16 protein-coding genes are annotated in these 17,927 nt (G+C 63.4%); 7 read left to right on the forward strand and 9 right to left on the reverse strand.

The genetic code is table 11. From position 1 onward, the window contains the following. Positions 1-4: 4 nt before the first annotated feature. Both NOV72_RS02860 and NOV72_RS02865 read right to left on the reverse strand, forming a co-directional pair. Positions 5-1,540: a sensor histidine kinase gene (locus NOV72_RS02860; RefSeq protein ID WP_106853032.1), complete on the reverse strand. Its 1,536-nt coding sequence runs from the start codon at positions 1,538-1,540 to the stop codon at positions 5-7. Further along, positions 1,537-2,268, reverse strand: coding sequence for a response regulator transcription factor (locus tag NOV72_RS02865; RefSeq protein ID WP_106853033.1), 732 nt, complete (start codon positions 2,266-2,268; stop codon positions 1,537-1,539). The genes NOV72_RS02860 and NOV72_RS02865 overlap by 4 nt, the downstream gene beginning before the upstream one ends. A gap of 174 nt (positions 2,269-2,442) precedes the next feature. On the opposite strand from NOV72_RS02865, the gene msrB reads away from it, so the two are divergent. From msrB to msrA, 3 genes are read left to right on the forward strand one after another with little or no spacing between them, the layout of a single operon-like run. Then, positions 2,443-2,958 (forward strand): peptide-methionine (R)-S-oxide reductase MsrB, encoded by a 516-nt coding sequence (msrB, locus tag NOV72_RS02870; protein ID WP_106853034.1) that lies wholly within the window; start codon positions 2,443-2,445, stop codon positions 2,956-2,958. A gap of 40 nt (positions 2,959-2,998) precedes the next feature. Then, on the forward strand, positions 2,999-4,783 hold the full coding sequence (locus tag NOV72_RS02875; RefSeq protein ID WP_106853035.1) for a cytochrome c biogenesis protein DipZ: 1,785 nt from the start codon (positions 2,999-3,001) through the stop codon (positions 4,781-4,783). Between the two features lie 23 nt (positions 4,784-4,806). Further along, positions 4,807-5,520: a peptide-methionine (S)-S-oxide reductase MsrA gene (gene msrA, locus NOV72_RS02880; RefSeq protein WP_106853036.1), complete on the forward strand. Its 714-nt coding sequence runs from the start codon at positions 4,807-4,809 to the stop codon at positions 5,518-5,520. Here the strand turns inward: msrA and NOV72_RS02885 are convergent. Beyond that, positions 5,484-6,611: an aminotransferase class I/II-fold pyridoxal phosphate-dependent enzyme gene (locus NOV72_RS02885; protein WP_106853037.1), complete on the reverse strand. Its 1,128-nt coding sequence runs from the start codon at positions 6,609-6,611 to the stop codon at positions 5,484-5,486. The genes msrA and NOV72_RS02885 overlap by 37 nt on opposite strands. A gap of 94 nt (positions 6,612-6,705) precedes the next feature. Between NOV72_RS02885 and NOV72_RS02890 the strand changes: the two genes are divergently transcribed. Further along, a complete protein-coding gene (locus tag NOV72_RS02890; protein WP_106853038.1) occupies positions 6,706-7,599 on the forward strand; it encodes a LysR family transcriptional regulator ArgP in 894 nt (297 codons plus the stop codon). Between the two features lie 4 nt (positions 7,600-7,603). Here NOV72_RS02890 and NOV72_RS02895 read toward each other — a convergent pair whose 3' ends face one another. The 3 genes from NOV72_RS02895 to NOV72_RS02905 all read right to left on the reverse strand — a co-directional run bounded on the left by NOV72_RS02895 (position 7,604) and on the right by NOV72_RS02905 (position 9,358). After that, positions 7,604-7,981, reverse strand: a complete 378-nt coding sequence (locus NOV72_RS02895; protein ID WP_106853039.1) for a DUF427 domain-containing protein — start codon at positions 7,979-7,981, stop codon at positions 7,604-7,606. A gap of 79 nt (positions 7,982-8,060) precedes the next feature. Then, positions 8,061-8,375, reverse strand: coding sequence for a DUF4148 domain-containing protein (locus NOV72_RS02900; RefSeq protein ID WP_106853040.1), 315 nt, complete (start codon positions 8,373-8,375; stop codon positions 8,061-8,063). Between the two features lie 89 nt (positions 8,376-8,464). Further along, the gene (locus tag NOV72_RS02905) at positions 8,465-9,358 is read right to left on the reverse strand and encodes a ketopantoate reductase family protein (RefSeq protein WP_106853041.1); all 894 of its coding nucleotides are present in this window, start codon (positions 9,356-9,358) and stop codon (positions 8,465-8,467) included. Positions 9,359-9,823: 465 nt separating this feature from the next. Here NOV72_RS02905 and NOV72_RS02910 point away from each other — a divergent pair, with 465 nt between their 5' ends. After that, the gene (locus NOV72_RS02910; protein ID WP_106853042.1) at positions 9,824-10,534 is read left to right on the forward strand and encodes a FadR/GntR family transcriptional regulator; all 711 of its coding nucleotides are present in this window, start codon (positions 9,824-9,826) and stop codon (positions 10,532-10,534) included. Between the two features lie 212 nt (positions 10,535-10,746). Continuing rightward, entirely contained in the window at positions 10,747-11,220 is a 474-nt protein-coding gene (locus tag NOV72_RS02915; RefSeq protein WP_106853043.1) for a ferritin-like domain-containing protein, read from the forward strand. Positions 11,221-11,288: 68 nt separating this feature from the next. Here the strand turns inward: NOV72_RS02915 and NOV72_RS02920 are convergent, their stop codons facing one another. Continuing rightward, positions 11,289-11,945 (reverse strand): peroxiredoxin, encoded by a 657-nt coding sequence (locus tag NOV72_RS02920; protein ID WP_106853044.1) that lies wholly within the window; start codon positions 11,943-11,945, stop codon positions 11,289-11,291. Positions 11,946-12,383: 438 nt separating this feature from the next. Between NOV72_RS02920 and NOV72_RS02925 the strand changes: the two genes are divergently transcribed. After that, complete coding sequence (locus NOV72_RS02925) at positions 12,384-13,892, forward strand: amino acid permease (RefSeq protein ID WP_106853045.1); 1,509 nt, start codon at positions 12,384-12,386, stop codon at positions 13,890-13,892. A 43-nt stretch (positions 13,893-13,935) separates the two neighbouring features. Here NOV72_RS02925 and NOV72_RS02930 read toward each other — a convergent pair whose 3' ends face one another. After that, on the reverse strand, positions 13,936-15,936 hold the full coding sequence (locus NOV72_RS02930; protein WP_106853046.1) for an acyl CoA:acetate/3-ketoacid CoA transferase: 2,001 nt from the start codon (positions 15,934-15,936) through the stop codon (positions 13,936-13,938). A gap of 42 nt (positions 15,937-15,978) precedes the next feature. After that, complete coding sequence (locus NOV72_RS02935; RefSeq protein ID WP_181290807.1) at positions 15,979-17,904, reverse strand: potassium transporter Kup; 1,926 nt, start codon at positions 17,902-17,904, stop codon at positions 15,979-15,981. Positions 17,905-17,927: the final 23 nt, after the last annotated feature.

The raw sequence follows: 17,927 nt of genomic DNA on the forward strand, positions 1-17,927 counted from the left end.
TTTTTTATTCGTGCCATCCGCGTGCGTGCGATGCACCGTCGCCGGTCTGCGCGACGGCGGCCGGCAAGTCGAAGCGAAACGTCGTGCCCGCGCCTTCCTTGTCGATCATGCGAATCTGGCTGCCGTGCAATTGCAGCATGCGCTGCACGATGAGCAAGCCAAGCCCCCCGCGATGCGCGCCGCCCGATGCGAACGGACGCTGAAACAGCGCTTCCCGCATCGCGGGCGGAATGCCCGTCCCTGTGTCGCTGACCGTGACCTCGACGCGCCCGGCATGTTCTGGCGCATGCGCAAGCGTCACCTCCACCGTGCCTTGTGCGGGCGTATGACGGATCGCGTTGTCGAGCAGATTCGTGAGCACGCGCTCGATCATGCCGAGATCCGCCATGACGCTCGGCAAGCGCGGCGCGATCTGCGCATTCAGGCGCACGCCTCTGGACTGCGCGGGCAGCTCGAACTTCTCGAATACGTCCTGCACGAGATCGGTCAGCGAGAACGGTTCGGCTTCCGGCGCGACCATGCCATGTTCGAGCTTCGCGAGTTCGAACAGCGATTGCGCGAGATGGCCCACCTTAGCGCTCTGCGCAAGCGCGATCGACAGATAACGGCGCCGGTCGGTATCGGGCAGCGTATCGGACTTGAGCGACAGCGTTTCCAGATAACCATGCAGCGACGACAGCGGCGTGCGCAGATCGTGCGAGATATTCGCGACCATCTCGCGGCGCTCGCGATCCTGCCGGCCGAGCGCGCGCCACTGCTCGCCGATGCGCTCGGCCATCTGCGCGAACGCGCTTTCGAGCACCACGATCTCGTCGCGTTCGTTCTCGCGTACATCGGATGCGCTCGCTTTCTGCATCGAAGGCAAAGGCGGCTCGGCGGGCACGCCGCGCGCGTCGAACTTGCGCATCGCTTCGGTGAGCCGGCGCAGCGGTCGCGTGACAAGGCCGAACGCGACCACACCCGCGACGAGCCCGAGCAAGGTGACGAGGCCCATCGACGCGAGCGTGGTGCGCAACACCGCGCTCGCCGATGCCTTCGCCGCCAGTGCGTCGTGCTCCTCGCCGAGCAGCACCACATAGACATAGCCGAAGGGCGGCTTGCCGGGCGCGGCGAGCGGCGCGGCGCTGAACACCTTGCGCTTGTCGTCGCTGCGCGGATCGTCGCCGAGGATCGGCAAGGGAACGCCATCGAGGAACTGGCGCACCGGCGCGAGATCGACGCGATTGCGCTTCACATGTCCGGGCGGGGCATCGTCGGCGCGCACGCGGCCTGTATCGTCGAGCAGATACACCTCGACGCTCGGATTCACCACCATCAACTGGCTGAAGAGACGGCGCACGGCGGGCGCGTCGAAATCGTTGACATCGGCGAGCGCGCCGTCATGTGCGATATGCGCCGCGAGCCCGCGCGACAGGCTTTGAATGACCTCCTTCTCGCGCAGATCGCTTGCGCGGATCTGCAGCCACGCCGACGCGCCGCAGCACGCGAGCAGCAGCACGCAAAACACCGCGAAAAGCCGTTGCGAGAGCGTGAGTTTCACGGCGCGATGTCCTTGCCGTCGGGCGCTTGCGCCGCGAGCTTATAGCCGTGGCCCCATACCGTGAGAATGCGTTTTGGATCGGCGGCGTCCTTCTCCACTTTCGCGCGCAGCCGGTTGATATGCGTGTTGACGGTGTGCTCATAGCCTTCATGCCGATAGCCCCACACCGCGTTGAGCAGATCCATGCGCGAGAACACCTTGCCCGGATGACGCGCGAAGTGATAAAGCAGATCGAATTCGCGTGGCGTGAGCTCGATGCGCGCGCCATCGACCCATGCCTCGCGCGCGAGCGGATCGATCGCGATGCCGGCAACCTCGATGCGCCCCGTGTCGAGCCGCGAGTCCTTCGCGACCGCATCGACGCGGCGCAGCAAGGCCTTCACGCGTGCGACGAGTTCGAGCACCGAGAACGGCTTCGCGAGATAGTCGTCCGCGCCGAGTTCGAGGCCGAGTATGCGATGCACCTCGCTGGAACGCGCGCTCGTGATGATGATCGGCGTATAGCGCGTCATGGCCCGCGCGCGGCGGCAGATTTCGAGGCCATCGACGCCGGGCAGCATGAGATCGAGAATCAGCGCGTCCCAGCCACCCTGCTCCAGCAAGCGCAGCCCTTCGGCGCCATCGGCGCTATGCACGACTTCGTAGCGCTCGTCGCGCAGATTGAGACTCAGCACATCGGCGATATGCATGTCGTCTTCGACGATCAGAATGCGTTTCGGATGATCCATGAGCGAATATCGAATGATGCGCGCCCTTTCCGCAGAGGAAATCGACGCGCGTCTGTGCCATTGTGCAGAAAAGCGCGCGCCGAAGTATCACATTTAATTTAACTTTCGGTGAGGACTCGGGGATACGCGCGCGACTACGATGCGTCCATCCCACTCGAAAACGAGGAACGCATCATGCCAACCCGCCGCCGCTTTCTCCTGACGGGCACCGCTGCCGCAGCCGCCGCGTTCGCTTTGGGCGGACGTCTGCGCGCGTTCGCGGCCGGCGCCGAACCGCAAGCGATGTCGCCAGAACGCTTCGAAATCGTCCATACCGATGACGAATGGCGCCGCCTGCTGAATCCCGTGCAATTCGACGTGCTGCGGCGCGAAGGCACCGAGCGCCCATTTACGAGCCCGCTCAACGACGAGCATCGCACGGGCACGTTCAGTTGCGCGGGCTGCAAGCTGGCGGCGTTCTCGTCGCGCACCAAGTTCGACAGTCACACGGGCTGGCCGAGTTTCTGGGCGCCGCTCGATCATGCGGTCGCGACGCGTATCGACGGCTCGTTCGGCATCGAGCGCACCGAAGTGCATTGCCGTCGCTGCGGCGGGCATCTGGGCCATGTGTTCGACGACGGACCGAAACCAACGGGACTGCGCTACTGCATGAACGGCGTCGCGATGACCTTTACGCCTGGCGCAGCCTGAACCGCGTTCACACCACGATCAACCTCGACCCGACACCATCATGTTGCTTATCGTCCTTGCCTATCTCGGCGGCGCGCTGACGATTCTCAGTCCGTGCATCCTGCCGGTGCTTCCTTTCGTGTTCTCGCGCGCGGATCAGCCGTTCGTGAAGAGCGGCCTGCCTCTGCTCGCGGGCATGGGCCTGACGTTCGCCGTCGTCGCGACGCTCGCGGCCGTGGGCGGAGGATGGGTCACGCAGGCCAATCAATACGGCCGCTGGGCCGCTATCGTGCTGCTCGCGGTCTTCGGCCTCACGTTGCTTCTGCCGAGCGTTGCAGAGCGCGTGATGCATCCGCTCGTCAGCGCGGGCAATCGTCTCACCGCGTTCGCGCAGCGCGGCGACGGCAAGCCGAGCTTCGGCGGATCGTTCGTGCTCGGCATCGCGACGGGGCTTCTCTGGGCGCCGTGCGCGGGCCCGATCCTCGGCCTCGTGCTGACGGGTGCGGCGCTCAACGGCGCGAGCGTCGGCACCACGCTGCTGCTGCTCGCCTATGCGGCCGGCGCGGCGACATCGCTCGCGATTGCGCTGCTGATCGGCGGACGCGTGTTCACCGCGATGAAGCGCTCGCTCGGCGCGGGCGAATGGGTGCGGCGCGGCATCGGCGCGGCGATGCTGCTCGGCGTCGTCGCGATCGCGCTCGGGCTCGACACCGGCGTGCTCGCTCGCGTATCGACGGTGGCGACCTCCGGCATCGAACAGCAGCTTGTCGACAAGCTCTCGAATAAGAACAACGGCGCGATGATGATGTCCGCGAACGCGGGCAACAATAAGCCCGCGATGATGCGCGCGAGCACCTCGTCGCTGCCCGTGGAAGGCACGCTTCCGCCGCTCGACGGCGCGGTGCAATGGCTCAACTCGCCGCCGCTCACGAAGGAAGCGCTGCGCGGCAAGGTCGTGCTCGTCGATGTGTGGACGTACTCGTGCATCAACTGCCTGCGCACGCTGCCGTATGTGAAGACCTGGGCGCAGAAGTACCGCGATCAAGGGCTCGTCGTGATCGGCGTGCATGCGCCGGAGTTTGCGTTCGAGCGCAACGTCGACAACGTGAAGCAGGCGATTCACGATCTCGGTATCGATTACCCTGTCGCCATCGACAACAACTTCGCGATCTGGCGCGCGCTGAACAATCAGTACTGGCCGGCGCATTATTTCATCGATGCGGAAGGCAACATCCGCTATCACCACTTCGGCGAAGGCGATTACGCGCACTCCGAGCAAGTGATCCAGCAACTGCTCGCCGAAGCGGGCCACGGAGCCGCGCCTCTGGCGATGACCGCCAAGAGCGGCGACGATGCCATCGGCGAAGGCGCGATGATGCAGGCCGACAACGCGGACATGCGTTCGCCGGAGACGTACATCGGCTACGAGCGCGCCGAGCAGTTCATGTCGCCGGGCGGCGAAACGCCCGACCGGCTTCACGACTATGCCGCGCCCAAAGCGCTCGACGTCAACGACTGGGCTCTCGCGGGCGCGTGGAAAGTCGGCGCGGAACACGCAACGCTCGCAGGCGCGACGGGGCGCATCGTCTATCGCTTTCATGCGCGCGATCTGCATCTCGTGCTCGGACCGTCGAAGGACGGCAAGCCTGTGCGCTTTCGCGTGAGCATCGATGGCGCGGCGCCGGGCGCTTCGCGCGGCAGCGACGTGCAGTCCGACGGAAGCGGCACCGTGACCGAGCAGCGCCTCTATCAACTCGTGCGGCAGACGGGCCCCGTCGCGGATCGCACATTCACGATCGAATTTCTCGACCCTGGTGTCGAAGCCTACGCGTTCACGTTCGGTTGAACGAGACTCATCGAGGAGCAAAGATGTTCAAGACCACCAGCAAGACCTTCAAGGCCGCGAGCGTGGCCGTGCTGTTCGCGGGCGCGTTCGCCTTGCAGCGCGCCGCGCACTCGAGCGAGGAAGCCGTGAAGATCCCGCCGCCCGCGCAGGATGAAAAGGCAGGCGCCGTGCACACGGAAACCGCCGTGTTCGCAGGCGGCTGCTTCTGGGGCGTGCAAGGCGTGTTTCAGCACGTGCGCGGCGTCAAGGAAGTGATGTCGGGTTATGCGGGCGGCGCGGCCAACACCGCGCAATACGATCGCGTCAGCGAAGGCGATACGGGTCACGCCGAATCGGTTCGGATCACTTACGATCCTGCACAGGTTTCCTACGGCAAGCTCTTGCAGATCTTCTTCTCCGTCGCGCACAATCCGACCGAACTGAACTATCAAGGCCCGGATCACGGCACTCAATATCGCTCGGCCGTGTTCCCGACGAATGCGGCGCAACGCGATATCGTCACGGCGTATATCGCGCAACTCGACACGGCGCACGTGTATAGCGGCAAGATCGTCACGAAGGTCGAGGACTACAAGGGCTTTTATCCGGCCGAAGGTTATCACCAGAACTATCTGACGGAACATCCGGAAAGCCCGTATATCGCGATCAACGATCTGCCTAAAGTCGCGAATCTGAAGCAGATGTTTCCGGCCGCGTATCGTCAGGATGCGGTGCTCGTGACGGTCGCGTCGAGATAGGCGTCGAGCATCCCGAGCACCTCGGGCATGTTGCGCCGGCCGAAGCCGAGCCGCACATGCCCGTCGCCATGATCGATCAGCGTGGAAGGCAGCAGCAGCACGCCCGTGCGTTCGAGCAGTTCCGCGCAGAACTGCCCGGCGTGCCCGCGTTCAAGGCGCACGAAGCCGATGGTGCCTGCGCGCGGACGATGCCACGCAAAGCGATCCGCGTGACACGCGAAGAAATCGTCGAGCACGCGCAGATTGGCGCGCACGATCGACACATTGCGTTCGATGAGCGCATCGGTATGGCGCACCGCGATCGTCGAAAGGTACTCGCTCGGCGCGCTATTGCTGATGGTGAGATAGTCCTTGAACGCGCTCATGCGTTCGAGCACCTGCGCGCTTTTCGTCGCGATCCATCCGAGCCGCAAACCCGCGAGCCCGTGCGTCTTCGATAGCGCGCCGAGCGAGACCGCGCGCTCGTAGACATCGCACGCGGCCGGCAGCCGATCCGCAGGATCGTGCTCCAGCCCGCGATACACCTCGTCGCTGAAGAGCCACAGCCCATGCTTGCGCGCAAACGCGACGATCGCATCGAACACGTCGCGCGACGGCAGATAGCCGGTCGGATTGTGCGGCGCGCAGATCACGAGCGCGCGCGTGGCGGGCGTGACGAGCGTATCGAGCTGGTCCGGATCGAGCGCCCAGCCCGCTTCCTCGCGTGCTTTCCATGGCGACACACTCACGCCCATCGCCTCGGCCACCGAATAGTGCGACTGATAACCGGGCATATGCACGATCGCGTGATCGCCCGGCGCGAGCATCGTGTGCATGAACGAATAGATGGCCTCCTGCGCGCCCGTGTGCACGATGATTTCGTCTTCGTCGATGTGCTCGTACAGCGTCGCGATTTCGCGTCGTAGCGCGGGCGCGCCGGGATACTCGGTATAGCCGAGCCAGGTATCGCGCAAGCCGTCGATCGCATCGGGTTCGTACGTGAGCAGTTCGCCAATCGACATCGACTCGGGATCGGAACTGCACAGTAGATGGCGCGCAGTGAATTCGTGCCGCGCGAAATAGCGTTCGAGCTTGAATGGATTCGGTTTCATGGCGTCGCTTGATCGGAATCGAAGAAAGCCGTAGTCTGCGCTTTGACAGCGCATTCAAACAGCTAAACTTTCTAATTTCGATTAAGGAACGCTAATGCTCGACTATGCTCTGCTCGATGCGCTGCTTGCCGTCGTGCGCACGGGTTCCTTCGAGCGCGCCGCGCGCGATCTCAACGTCACGCCGTCGGCGGTTTCGCAACGCGTGAAGCTGCTGGAAGAGCGCGTCGGCAGCCTGCTCGTCAAACGGGGCCAGCCCTGTGAAGCAACGGCATCGGGTGCGCTGCTGTGCCGGCACACCGAGCGCGTGCAGTTGCTCGAAGCGGAACTCGGCGGACGCATGCCGACTTTGCCGGGCGCGCCGAGCGAGCGGCGCGCGAAGCTGCGCATCGCCGTGAACGACGACAGCATGAGCACCTGGTTCATCGACGCGGCGGCGGACTTCTGCATCGAGCGCGAACTGATGCTCGATCTCGTCGTCGACGATCAGGATCACACCGCGCAACGCATTCGCGAAGGCGACGTGCAAGGCGCGATCACCACGCAGGCCGAAGCCGTGCCCGGCTGGCGTTCGATGAAGCTCGGGCGCATGCGTTATCGTGCCGTGTGCTCACCCGCGTATTTCGCGCGTCACTTCGCCGACGGCCTTACGCGTGATGCGCTGCGTCGTGCGCCATGCGTCAACTTCAACGAGAAGGATGAATTGCAGAAGCGCTTCGTGAAGCGCATGAGCCGCGCGGACATCGAACCGCCCGCGCATGTCGTGCCGCATGGCGAAGGCTTCGTGCGCGCCTGCACGTCCGGGCTTGCGTGGGGCATGTGTCCGCAGCGGCTCGTCGCGCAGCAACTCGACAGCGGCGCACTTGTGGAGATACACCCCGGCTCGCGCTTCGACGTGGATTTATATTGGCAAAGCTGGCGTCTGTCGCTCGGCTGGCTCGACGACTTCAGCGCAATGCTGAAGCACCGCGCCAAGACGTCGCTCGACTAAAGCCTCATGCGTTGGGCGTTTCGAATGAATCGACGCGATCGCGATAAAACGCGAGATGATCTTTTATCGAAGCCACCGCATCGTACGGCGCCTCGTACGACCACACTGCATTGGCCGCTTTTTGTCCACCCGACGGAATGCTGTAATAGCTGCATTCGCCTTTGTAAGGGCAATAGGTCTGGTGAGAGGTTCGCTCGAGTTGCGTCATGTCCACGTCCTTGCGCGGCACATAAAGCACTTCCGGATACGAGGCCTCGCGCAGTGATAACGCCTCTGTCGTATCGACGATCACGCGTCCACCCGCCTTCACGATCACGCGTAACGGACTGCGTTCGATGGTGATCGGATGATCGGGGCCGGGAATCTTGACAGCTTTATCCATGAGGGTCTTCCTGCGAACGAACGGAAAACCCATGGTAGCGCCGTTGTGTCGAACGTGCAGAACTCAGCCCCGCTCCGGATCAGCGGCCAAAATAGACGGGCTTCGTGCCGTCGTCGTTCAAGGGCGGCATCATGTTGCGCGTGCCTGAGGCCGACCTGCCGTCAGCCGTGCCGCCATAAGCACCATTCTGGCGCGCCACACGGCCTTCAGCGGCTTGAATATCCGATGGGTACGAAGTCTGATCCGAGCGCGACGGATCATAGCCGGCCGCTTCGACCTGCCGCAAATCCTGCTTGACCTGAGCGCGCGTGAGCGACGAATCGGCTTGCGCGAAAGAGAGCGCCGGCGCCACCACTAAAGCGGCGACGGCCACGGCCTTGACGAACGATTTCATGGTGAACCTCCGGTGTGTTGGGCTACGCACGGTGTTTTCTGTGCGTGCTCCATAACACAGCATCGGCCGTGCCCGGCATCGAGCGCGCGCTATGACGCCTTGCTTTCGATCGCCTTCACGAGCGCGTGCAGCAAGCGGTTCGCGGGCGTCGCAATGCCGAGCGCTTCGCCTCGCCGCACGATCAGCCCGTTCAGGTGATCGATCTCGCTCCTCTTGCCGCGCGCCAGATCCTGCGCCGTCGACGAATACTGGTTCTGCATCGTCTCGGCGATGCCGCGTACGGCCGCATCGACGTCGCCGGGTAGGGTCACGTTGTCGGCTTTCGCGACCGCGAGACATTCGTCGACGACATCGCGCATCGAGCGCGTGACGCCCTCGCCTTGCACGAGCTTGCCGTACGGCAATTGCGTGATCGCGGACAGCGCGTTGTAGGCGCAGTTCAATACGAGCTTGGCCCATAGCGCGCCGCGCACGTTATTTGAAATCTCGGTCGGCACGCCCGCTTCGACGAACGCGCGTGCAACCTCCTCGCTTTTCGTCGACGGCTCGATCACGAGTTCGCCGCGTCCGTTGTGCTTCACGTGCCCCGGCCCCGCCATTCCCGTCGCGACATACACGACGGCGGCCGCCGCTTCCTGCGGCAACAGTCCGCGCAGACGTTCGGCATTCTCCACGCCGTTCTGCAACGACATCAGCAACGCGTCCTGTTCGAGATACGGCGCGAGCGCTTTTGCCGCGCTGTCGGTATCGGTGGATTTCACGCAGAAGAGCACGAGCTGCGCGCCCTTCACCGCGATCGCGTCGGTGCTCGCGGCCACGCGCACGCGCTCGTCGAAATGCTGAGTATCGAGCCGCAAGCCGTCGCGTTCTATCGCTTCGACATGCTGCTGCCGCGCGATCAGCACGACCTCGTGACCCGCGCGCGCGAGCATGCCGCCGTAGTAACAGCCGACCGCGCCCGCACCCATGACGGCGACTTTCATGTTCGTTTCTCCTCGTTGCTTCGTTGCGTTGCTTTGGCTCGCAAAAATAACACAGACCGCTGTGTTCGATGCTTCGCATAACCGACGACGCGCAAACGCTTGCGCGTTTCGAAGGATTCACGCCCTGTTGCGTGCCCGCGCAATTTTGTGGGCGGACGCACGATAGTCAGTCGAATTAACAGTGCACCATATTGTTAAAACAGGTCATGCGGGGATACGCTTCTTTCAGCGGATCGACGATGCTGTCCAAACAAATGCCGACCGCTGCGGGGTATGCGGCTCAAGCCGTACCAATAGCTGAATCCGGGGACCAAATACACGACGTGCCGGGGGGGAAGCGCTGCGCGCGGGCGTTCCGCCGCGCGGTGCACCGGCACGCCGTGAACTTAGACAAGCGCTGGCTTTGCCGCTCGGCGACGAGGGGCGCGTAGCCACAGGCGTGGGCGTTATCACGAGAACAAAAACATGAATCATGGCTATGAAGCATCGCTCGTCAAACGCGTGGTGAATCAACTCGTCGCGGGCATCGTGAGCGGTGAATACCAGGACAACGTGCTGCCGCCGCAAGTCATCCTCTCGAAGCAGCACGGCGTGAGCCGGACCATCATGCGCGAGGCGCTGAGCATTCTCATCTCGCGGCGCATGCTCGACGTGCGGCCCAAGACCGGCACGCGCATCAAGCCCGCGCGCGAATGGCTCATCATGGATCCCGAAGTTGCCGAATGGCGCATGCGCGCGCTGCACGATCCGGACTGCATCCGCAGGCTGATCGAGTTTCGCGCGCTCGTCGATCCGCCCGCCGCCGGGCTCGCCGCGACGCGCGCGAACCGGCATCAGCGTATCGCCATCAACGCGGCCTATCAGCGGCTTCTGCATGCGAGCCCTTCCGAACCCCTTCAGTCGGCCGCAGAAGAGGCGCTACAGGCCGCTATCGTCGATGCCAGCGGCGATGAAGTGCTGCGCCAGATGGGCAGCGTCGTGCGCGTCGGCATCCGGACGCTGAAGGCCGCCTTACGCGCGCAGCCGCATGCGCTGCCGCGCGTGCCCGATTCGCAACTGGGCGACTACGGCCGGCTCGTGCGGGCCATCGAAACCGCCGATGGCGACGGCGCGCGCACGGCCATGTCGCAGGTGCTCGCGCGCACGGCTTCGCTCTGGATCGAGGAAATCGCCTGAACGCAGGGTTTTCCGCCATATCGGTGCCGCGGCCGCGAGGCCGCCCGCATCGCCCGAACCGCCGTTCCGGGCGCGTATCTTGCGCACCCGAAGCCGCAGTTTCGCCTCGCATGCGCGGTCCGCGTGACTACAATGAGTGATGCCGCGACATGCGACGAGTCATGGCCTCGCCGTCTTACGGAGCGCCTGGCGTTGGAAACACGGAGGCAAGAATGGCAGAGCTCGAAAAGGAAAAGGTCGTCGGCGTCCTGAACAGGATTCTCGAATCCGAGCTGGCGGGCGTCGTGCGCTATACGCACTATTCGTTTCTCGTGTTCGGCTTCGGCCGCATTCCCATCGTGTCGTGGCTGCGCGCACAGGCCGACGAATCGCTCCTGCATGCGCATCAGGCCGGCGAATGGATCACGACGCTCGGCGCGTATCCATCGCTCGAAATTGGCCCGCTGCTCGACAATCACACCTTCGACATCGCGACGATCCTGCGCGAATCTTTGCAGGCGGAAAACGTCGCGCTCGGTCTTTATCGCGATCTGCTGACGCTCGTCGAAGATCGCTCCGTCGCGCTGGAAGAATACGCGCGGCAGATGATCCAGACCGAGGAGCTGCACGCGGGCGAAGTGGACAAGATGCTGCGCAGGCCGGGCGAAGTCGAAACCACTCCCGAACGCCGCACGGGTCACAACTGAACCGAGCGGAAATGAAAACGCCGGTCCGCTTGCGCGGGCCGGCGTTTCATCGCGCGAAAACGCGCACGTTACTTCGGCTGCGCCACCGTGCGCAGATACGGCTTCAAGGTCTTGAAGCCGTCCGGATACTTCTTCTTCGCGTCCTCGTCCGACACCGACGTCGGGATGATCACGTCATCGCCCGGTCTCCAGTTCACCGGCGTCGCGACCGTGTGCTTCGCGTTCAGTTGCAGCGCGTCGAGCAGGCGCAGCACTTCGTCGAAGTTGCGGCCCGCGCTCATCGGATACGTGAACGTGGCCTTCACTTTCTTGTCCGGTCCGACGATGAACACGGCGCGGATCGTCGCGTTGTCGTTCGCGGTGCGCGGGCTGCCGCCGCTCGCGTTCGGATGGATCATGTCGTAGAGCTTCGCGACGTTGAGATCCGCGTCGCCGATCATCGGGTAGTTGACCGCCGTGCCCTGCGTTTCCTCGATATCCTTCGCCCATTGCGCGTGATTCGTCACCGGATCGATCGAGAGGCCGATCACCTTCGTGTTGCGCTTGTCGAACTCCGGCTTGAGCCTCGCCATGTAGCCGAGCTCGGTCGTGCAGACGGGCGTGAAGTCCTTCGGATGCGAGAACAGAATCGCCCATTGGTCGCCGATCCACTCATGAAAGCGAATCGTGCCCTCGGTCGTCTCTGCTGTGAAATCGGGGGCTTCATCACCAATGCGTATAGCCATATCAAATCTCCACGTGAAGAAAGTCCGGTGAACGTTCCGCATGCAACGAGAACGGATTCCGGGTTGAAAATCGCAATTGTGCTTTTGATTATAGTGCGCCGGCATGCGGGCCTCGGCCGGCTCGATTATGTCCTTGACCTCCGTGGGGTCTTGCGCGGCGGCATGTTCCGAGGCTCGCCGCGTGCGCGGCACGTTTCCTGCTGGCAGTCGCACGCCATGAACGAGTGTGCTTGTAAAACGCATCGTTACACGCTCGCCGCTTAGCAACGCTCGAATTCCCCGGCAAAATCTGCTATCACGAAACGGCAATAAGTCAGAACGAACGTGCAGGTGAAGCAGCACGCGTGTGCATCATCCCGCACTCGAACGGGCGACAGACCTCGCCGCGCCACTGGGCGCGGTCTCGCTGCCGCCGCACAGGAGGCGATCGTGACCGTCATGCAAAGAAAGTCCATTGCTACGCTGCAAAGCGAAGCGGCCGAAAGCGAGGAAGTACTTCAGGAACACGGCGGCCATTCGCTGAAACGTTCGCTCGGCGCGCTCGATGTCGTGATGCTCGGCATCGGCTGCATCATCGGTGCGGGCATTTTCGTGCTGACGGGCCACGCGGCCGCGGCCAACGCGGGCCCCGCCATCATTCTTTCGTTCGTGCTCGGCGCGATCGTCTGCGCGCTCGCGGGCCTTTGTTATGCCGAAATGGCATCGACGGTGCCGGTATCGGGCAGCGCGTACACGTATGCCTACGCGACGATGGGCGAGCTGATCGCATGGCTCATCGGCTGGGATCTGATCCTCGAATATGCGGTCGGCGCGACGACGGTCGCTATCGGCTGGTCGGGGTATGTGGTGAGCTTTCTGCATTCGCTCGGCGTCGACATACCGGAGCAGTTCGCGAAAGCGCCCTTCGCGTACGATCCCGGTCATGGCTGGAGCCACGTCGGCGCGATTCTCAACGTGCCCGCGATGGTGATCGTCGGGCTCATCACGATTCTGCTCGTCATCGGCATACGCGAGTCGGCGCGCGTGAACAGCTTCATCGTCATCATCAAGGTGCTGATCGTGCTCGCGTTCATCGGCGCGGGCATCGCGTTCGTGGACAGAGGCCATTGGGTCACCGCGCAAAATCCGACGGGCGCGTTCATTCCGCCGAACACCGGCGAATCGGGCGTGTTCGGCATGAGCGGCGTGCTGCGCGGCGCGGCGGTCGTGTTCTTCGCCTATATCGGCTTCGATTCGGTGTCGTGCGTGGCGCAGGAAACGCACAATCCGAAACGCGACATGCCGATCGGCCTGCTCGGCTCGCTCACGATCTGCACGATCCTCTATGTGCTCGTGTCTTATGTGCTGACGGGTATCGTGCCTTACGACAAGCTCAACGTGTCCGATCCGATCGCGGTCGGCGTCGATGCGATCGGCATGCGCTGGCTCTCGCCCATCGTGAAGCTGGGCGCGATCTTCGGTCTCACGTCGGTGATTCTCGTGCTTCTGCTCGCGCAGCCGCGCATCTTCTATTCGATGGCGAGAGACGGCCTCCTGCCGCCGTTCGCATCGAAGATTCATTCCCGGTTTCACACGCCCTATATCACGACGATCGTCACCGGCGTCATCGTGATGATTCTGGCGGGGCTTCTGCCGATCGGACTCGTCGGCGAGCTCGTGAGCATCGGCACGCTGTTCGCGTTCATGGTGGTGTGCATCGGCGTGCTGGTGCTGCGCATCACGCAGCCGAATCTGGAGCGCGCGTTCAAGACGCCGGCGGTGTATGTGGTCGCGCCGCTCGGCGCGTTGTCCTCGCTCTTCCTGATGTCGGGTCTGCCCGCCGATACGTGGATACGGCTCATCGTGTGGATGGCGATCGGCGTGGTCATCTACTTCGGCTATGGCATACGTCATAGCAGGCTGCGCAATCAGCGCGACAACGCGCCGGAACGCACCGCGCGCGGATGACATGCCAAAGGGCCGCTCTCAACGCGGCCCTTCTTGTTTTCCGCTATTCGGACGCGCGCTTCGATTCGTGTTCGCGCGCTTCTTCCGGGCTTTCGTAGATGTACGGCGCGACGCCGCGGCGCTTCAATGCGTCGCCTAGCTTGAGACGCAGGAAGCTGCTCGTCGTATAGCGCGTCACGCGATCGTAAAGGCCATCGACGAGCTTCGTCACCATCTCCGAATAGGCGTCGAGCATATCGGGGCGAATCGAAAAGTTATCGTAATTCACGATCGCGTGCGGCTTCGCTTTCATAGCGGCCAATTGCTTTTCGACTTCGACGCGTATCGCTTCGACATCGCTCAGGCTCTTCACTTCATGGCCTTCGAAGTTGATGAAGAAGAGATTCTTTTCCGCGTCGTAGCTGAAGCGCTCCGAAAGATCGAGCCTTAGCAGCACGTTGCGCAGGCCCATCGGCGCATCGCGGAAGATGCGTTCGTCCATCAGGCGCGGCGGCGTATCCATGATCGGCTCGAAACCCATCTGCCCGACGATGTCCCGCTCGATATCGATGCCCGGCGCGACTTCCGTGAGCGCGAGGCCCTTGTCCGTGAGTTCGAACACGCAGCGCTCGGTGATATAGAGCACGGTCTTTCCGCTCTCGGCCGCATAACGGCCGCTGAACGTGCGATGCTCGACCGCATCGACGAACTTGCGGCAATCGCCTTCGCGGCGAATGCTCAGCTTGCCTTCATCGATCGCGACGTCCAGCTTGCCCGCGTTGAACGTGCCCACGAACACCACTTTCTTCGCGGCCTGGCTGATGTTGATGAAGCCGCCCGCGCCCGCCAGCTTCGGCCCGAACTTGCTCACGTTGAGATTGCCTTCGCGATCCGCCTGCGCGAGACCGAGGAATGCGATATCGAGGCCGCCGCCATCGTAGAAATCGAACTGATAAGGTTGATCGATGATCGCCTGCGTATTCGTCGCCGCGCCGAAGTTGAGGCCGCCCGCCGGAATGCCGCCGATCACGCCGGGCTCGGTCGTCATCGTGAAGAGATCGATCACCTGCTCCTCGTTCGCGACGCTCGCGATGCCTTCCGGCATACCGATGCCGAGATTGACGACGCTGTTGGCCATCAGTTCGAATGCAGCGCGCCGCGCGATGATCTTGCGTTCCGTGAGCGCCATCGGCGGCACCGAACTCGCGGCCACGCGCAACTCGCTCGAAAACGCCGCGTTGTACGGCTCGCCGAAGGTCTGCCAGTGATGATCGCTCCTCGCGACCACGACGCAATCGACCATCACGCCGGGAATCTTCACCTGACGCGAGTTGAGCGTGTTCGATTCCGCGAGCCGCTCGACCTGCGCGATCACGATGCCGCCCGAATTGCGCGCGGCCATCGCGATGGCCAGCGCTTCGAGCGTCAGCGCTTCTTTTTCCATCGTGATGTTGCCGTTCAGATCGGCGGTGGTGCCGCGCACGATCGCGACATCGATCGGGAAGGTCTTGTAGTACAGATAGTCCGTGCCGTCGATAGGCATGAGCCGCACGATATCTTCCGTCGTGCGCGCGTTGAGCTTGCCGCCGCCGTTGCGCGGATCGACGAACGTGCCGAGGCCGACCGTCGAAAGCTGGCCCGGCCGATGCGCGGCGATATCGCGAAAGAGTTGCGAGATCACGCCTTGCGGCAGGTTATACGCTTCGATGCGGTTCTCGATCGCCATCTTCTGCAGGCCCGGCACGAGTCCCCAGTGACCGCCGATCACGCGCTTGACGAGACCTTCGTGCGCGAGATGATTGAGGCCTTTCGTGCGCCCATCGCCCTGACCCGCCGCATAGACGAGCGTGAGATTCGCGATCGGATCGCTGCCTTCGATAAAGCGTTCCTCCAGCGCGATCGCCACTTCCTCCGCGAAGCCGATGCCGACAAAACCGCTCGTCGCGAGCGTATCGCCCGAGCGAATGAGGCGCACGGCCTCGCGCGCGGATACGATCTTGCCGCGCTCGACGAGGCGCGCGCTCGAGGGAAACGGATGTCGGGTCGGCGTGTTGCTGGCGGTCATGGCGTCTCCTTTCGGCCGCAATTTTTTGGTGAGTCTCGCTCTTTATATTTCGATCCGCGCGCCGAGTTCGATCACGCGATCGGCCGGCAATCGCAAATAAGCCGCGACGTTCCCCACATTGTGCAGCATGATCGCGAAGAGCCGTTCGCGCCATAACGCCATGCCGGTGCCCGGCGTCGGCACCACGGTCGCGCGCGAAAGAAAATACGAAATCGTCGCGCGATCGAACTTGAGTCCCGACGGACGGCACTTCTCCAGCGCAGCGGGCAGATCGACTTCGTCCTTGAAGCCATAGTTCACCGTCAACTGGAAACAGCCGTCGCCGAGCGCTTCGAGACGGATGCGGCGCGATTCGTCGACCCAGGGCACCGGCTCGGTCGTGACCGTCAGAAAGACCGTGTGTTCGTGCAGCACGCGGTTATGCATGAGATTGTTCAGCAGCGAATGCGGCACGCCGCTCGGATCGTTCGACATGAAGATGGCCGTGCCTTCCACGCGCGCGGGCGAACGCGCGATGAGGCTCGTGAGGAAGGGCTTGAGCGGCATCGCGCCGGCGCGCACGCGCGCTTCCTGGATCATCATTTGCGCGCCGCGTCCCCACGTCGCCATGATCGTGAACATCACGAGGCCGATGGCGACCGGGAACCAGCCGCCCTCCGCGATCTTCAGGCAATTCGCCGAGAAGAACATCGCGTCGATCACGAAGAAGAAGGCCGTCGCGAAGAGGCACAGCGCCCAGTTGTAGTGCCATGCATAGCGGATCACGAAGAAGGTCAGCACCGTCGTGATGAGCATCGTGCCGGTGACGGCGATGCCGTATGCGGAGCCGAGCGCCGTCGAGGAACCGAAGCCGAGCACGGCGGCGACGACCGCGAGCAGGAGCGTCCAGTTGATGCCCGGCACATAGATCTGCCCGATCTCCTTCGCCGACGTGTACACGACGCTCATGCGCGGCAGGAAGCCGAGCTGCATCGCTTGCTTGGTCATCGAATACGTGCCCGAAATCACGGCCTGCGACGCGATCACCGTCGCGATGGTCGAGAGCACGACCATCGGATAGAGCATCCACGAAGGGAAAAGCCGATAGAACGGATTTTGCAGCGCGGCCGGGTCTGCGATCAGGAGCGCGCCCTGACCGAGATAGTTGAGCGCGAGGGCGGGAAAGACGACCGCGAACCATGTGAGGCGGATCGGGCGCGAACCGAAGTGGCCCATGTCGGCGTAAAGGGCTTCGGCGCCCGTCAGCGAAAGCACGACCGCGCCGAGTGCGACGAACGCGAGCCAGCGATGATGCAGACAGAATTCCAGCCCCGCGAGCGGATTGAGAGCCAGGAGAATCTGCGGCCCGTCCTTGATGTTGATGAGCCCCGACACGGCGAGTATCACGAACCACAGCACCATCACGGGCCCGAACACCGCGCCGATGCCCGACGTGCCGTGCTTCTGCATCACGAAGAGCGCGATCAGCGCAACGAGCGTCACGGGCACGACATAGGGCTGCAAGCCCGGCGCGGCCACTTCGAGCCCTTCCACCGCGCTTAGCACGGAGATGGCGGGCGTGATGACGCCATCGCCGTAAAAGAGCGCCGCGCCCATCACGCCGACGAGCAGCAGCACGTGCTTCAGCCGCTTCTTCGATTCGACCGATGACGCCGCGAGCGCGAGCAGCGCCATGATGCCGCCTTCGCCGTGATTGTTGGCGCGCAGGATCAGCGTCACGTACTTGAGCGAGACGATGATCGTGAGCGACCAGAAAATCAGCGACACGATGCCGATCACGTTCGCGGGCTGCAACGGCAGGCCGCTCGCGGGATCGAACACGGTTTTGAGCGTATAGAGCGGGCTCGTGCCGATGTCGCCGTAGACGACGCCGAGCGCCGCGAGCGAGAGTCCCATCAGCGCCGGATGGCCCTGCGGCTTGGGCGCGTGCTTGTCGTCGGCCGGAACGCCGGGTGCAGTCGATCCCATGATTCCTCCCTGCCTTTTTCCGG

This window comes from Caballeronia novacaledonica, from assembly GCF_900258035.1.
GTDB lineage: Bacteria > Pseudomonadota > Gammaproteobacteria > Burkholderiales > Burkholderiaceae > Caballeronia > Caballeronia novacaledonica.

Excerpts from the sequence above, each read along its gene's own strand:
- NOV72_RS02920 (WP_106853044.1), bottom strand. The coding sequence starts at position 11,945 with ATGGCTATACGCATTGGTGATGAAGCCCCCGATTTCACAGCAGAGACG.
- NOV72_RS02885 (WP_106853037.1), bottom strand. The coding sequence starts at position 6,611 with ATGAAACCGAATCCATTCAAGCTCGAACGCTATTTCGCGCGGCACGAA.
- NOV72_RS02865 (WP_106853033.1), bottom strand. The coding sequence starts at position 2,268 with ATGGATCATCCGAAACGCATTCTGATCGTCGAAGACGACATGCATATC.
- msrA (WP_106853036.1), top strand. The coding sequence starts at position 4,807 with ATGTTCAAGACCACCAGCAAGACCTTCAAGGCCGCGAGCGTGGCCGTG.
- NOV72_RS02890 (WP_106853038.1), top strand. The coding sequence starts at position 6,706 with ATGCTCGACTATGCTCTGCTCGATGCGCTGCTTGCCGTCGTGCGCACG.
- msrB (WP_106853034.1), top strand. The coding sequence starts at position 2,443 with ATGCCAACCCGCCGCCGCTTTCTCCTGACGGGCACCGCTGCCGCAGCC.
- NOV72_RS02925 (WP_106853045.1), top strand. The coding sequence starts at position 12,384 with ATGCAAAGAAAGTCCATTGCTACGCTGCAAAGCGAAGCGGCCGAAAGC.
- NOV72_RS02935 (WP_181290807.1), bottom strand. The coding sequence starts at position 17,904 with ATGGGATCGACTGCACCCGGCGTTCCGGCCGACGACAAGCACGCGCCC.
- NOV72_RS02875 (WP_106853035.1), top strand. The coding sequence starts at position 2,999 with ATGTTGCTTATCGTCCTTGCCTATCTCGGCGGCGCGCTGACGATTCTC.
- NOV72_RS02930 (WP_106853046.1), bottom strand. The coding sequence starts at position 15,936 with ATGACCGCCAGCAACACGCCGACCCGACATCCGTTTCCCTCGAGCGCG.
- NOV72_RS02915 (WP_106853043.1), top strand. The coding sequence starts at position 10,747 with ATGGCAGAGCTCGAAAAGGAAAAGGTCGTCGGCGTCCTGAACAGGATT.
- NOV72_RS02895 (WP_106853039.1), bottom strand. The coding sequence starts at position 7,981 with ATGGATAAAGCTGTCAAGATTCCCGGCCCCGATCATCCGATCACCATC.
- NOV72_RS02905 (WP_106853041.1), bottom strand. The coding sequence starts at position 9,358 with ATGAAAGTCGCCGTCATGGGTGCGGGCGCGGTCGGCTGTTACTACGGC.
- NOV72_RS02910 (WP_106853042.1), top strand. The coding sequence starts at position 9,824 with ATGAATCATGGCTATGAAGCATCGCTCGTCAAACGCGTGGTGAATCAA.
- NOV72_RS02900 (WP_106853040.1), bottom strand. The coding sequence starts at position 8,375 with ATGAAATCGTTCGTCAAGGCCGTGGCCGTCGCCGCTTTAGTGGTGGCG.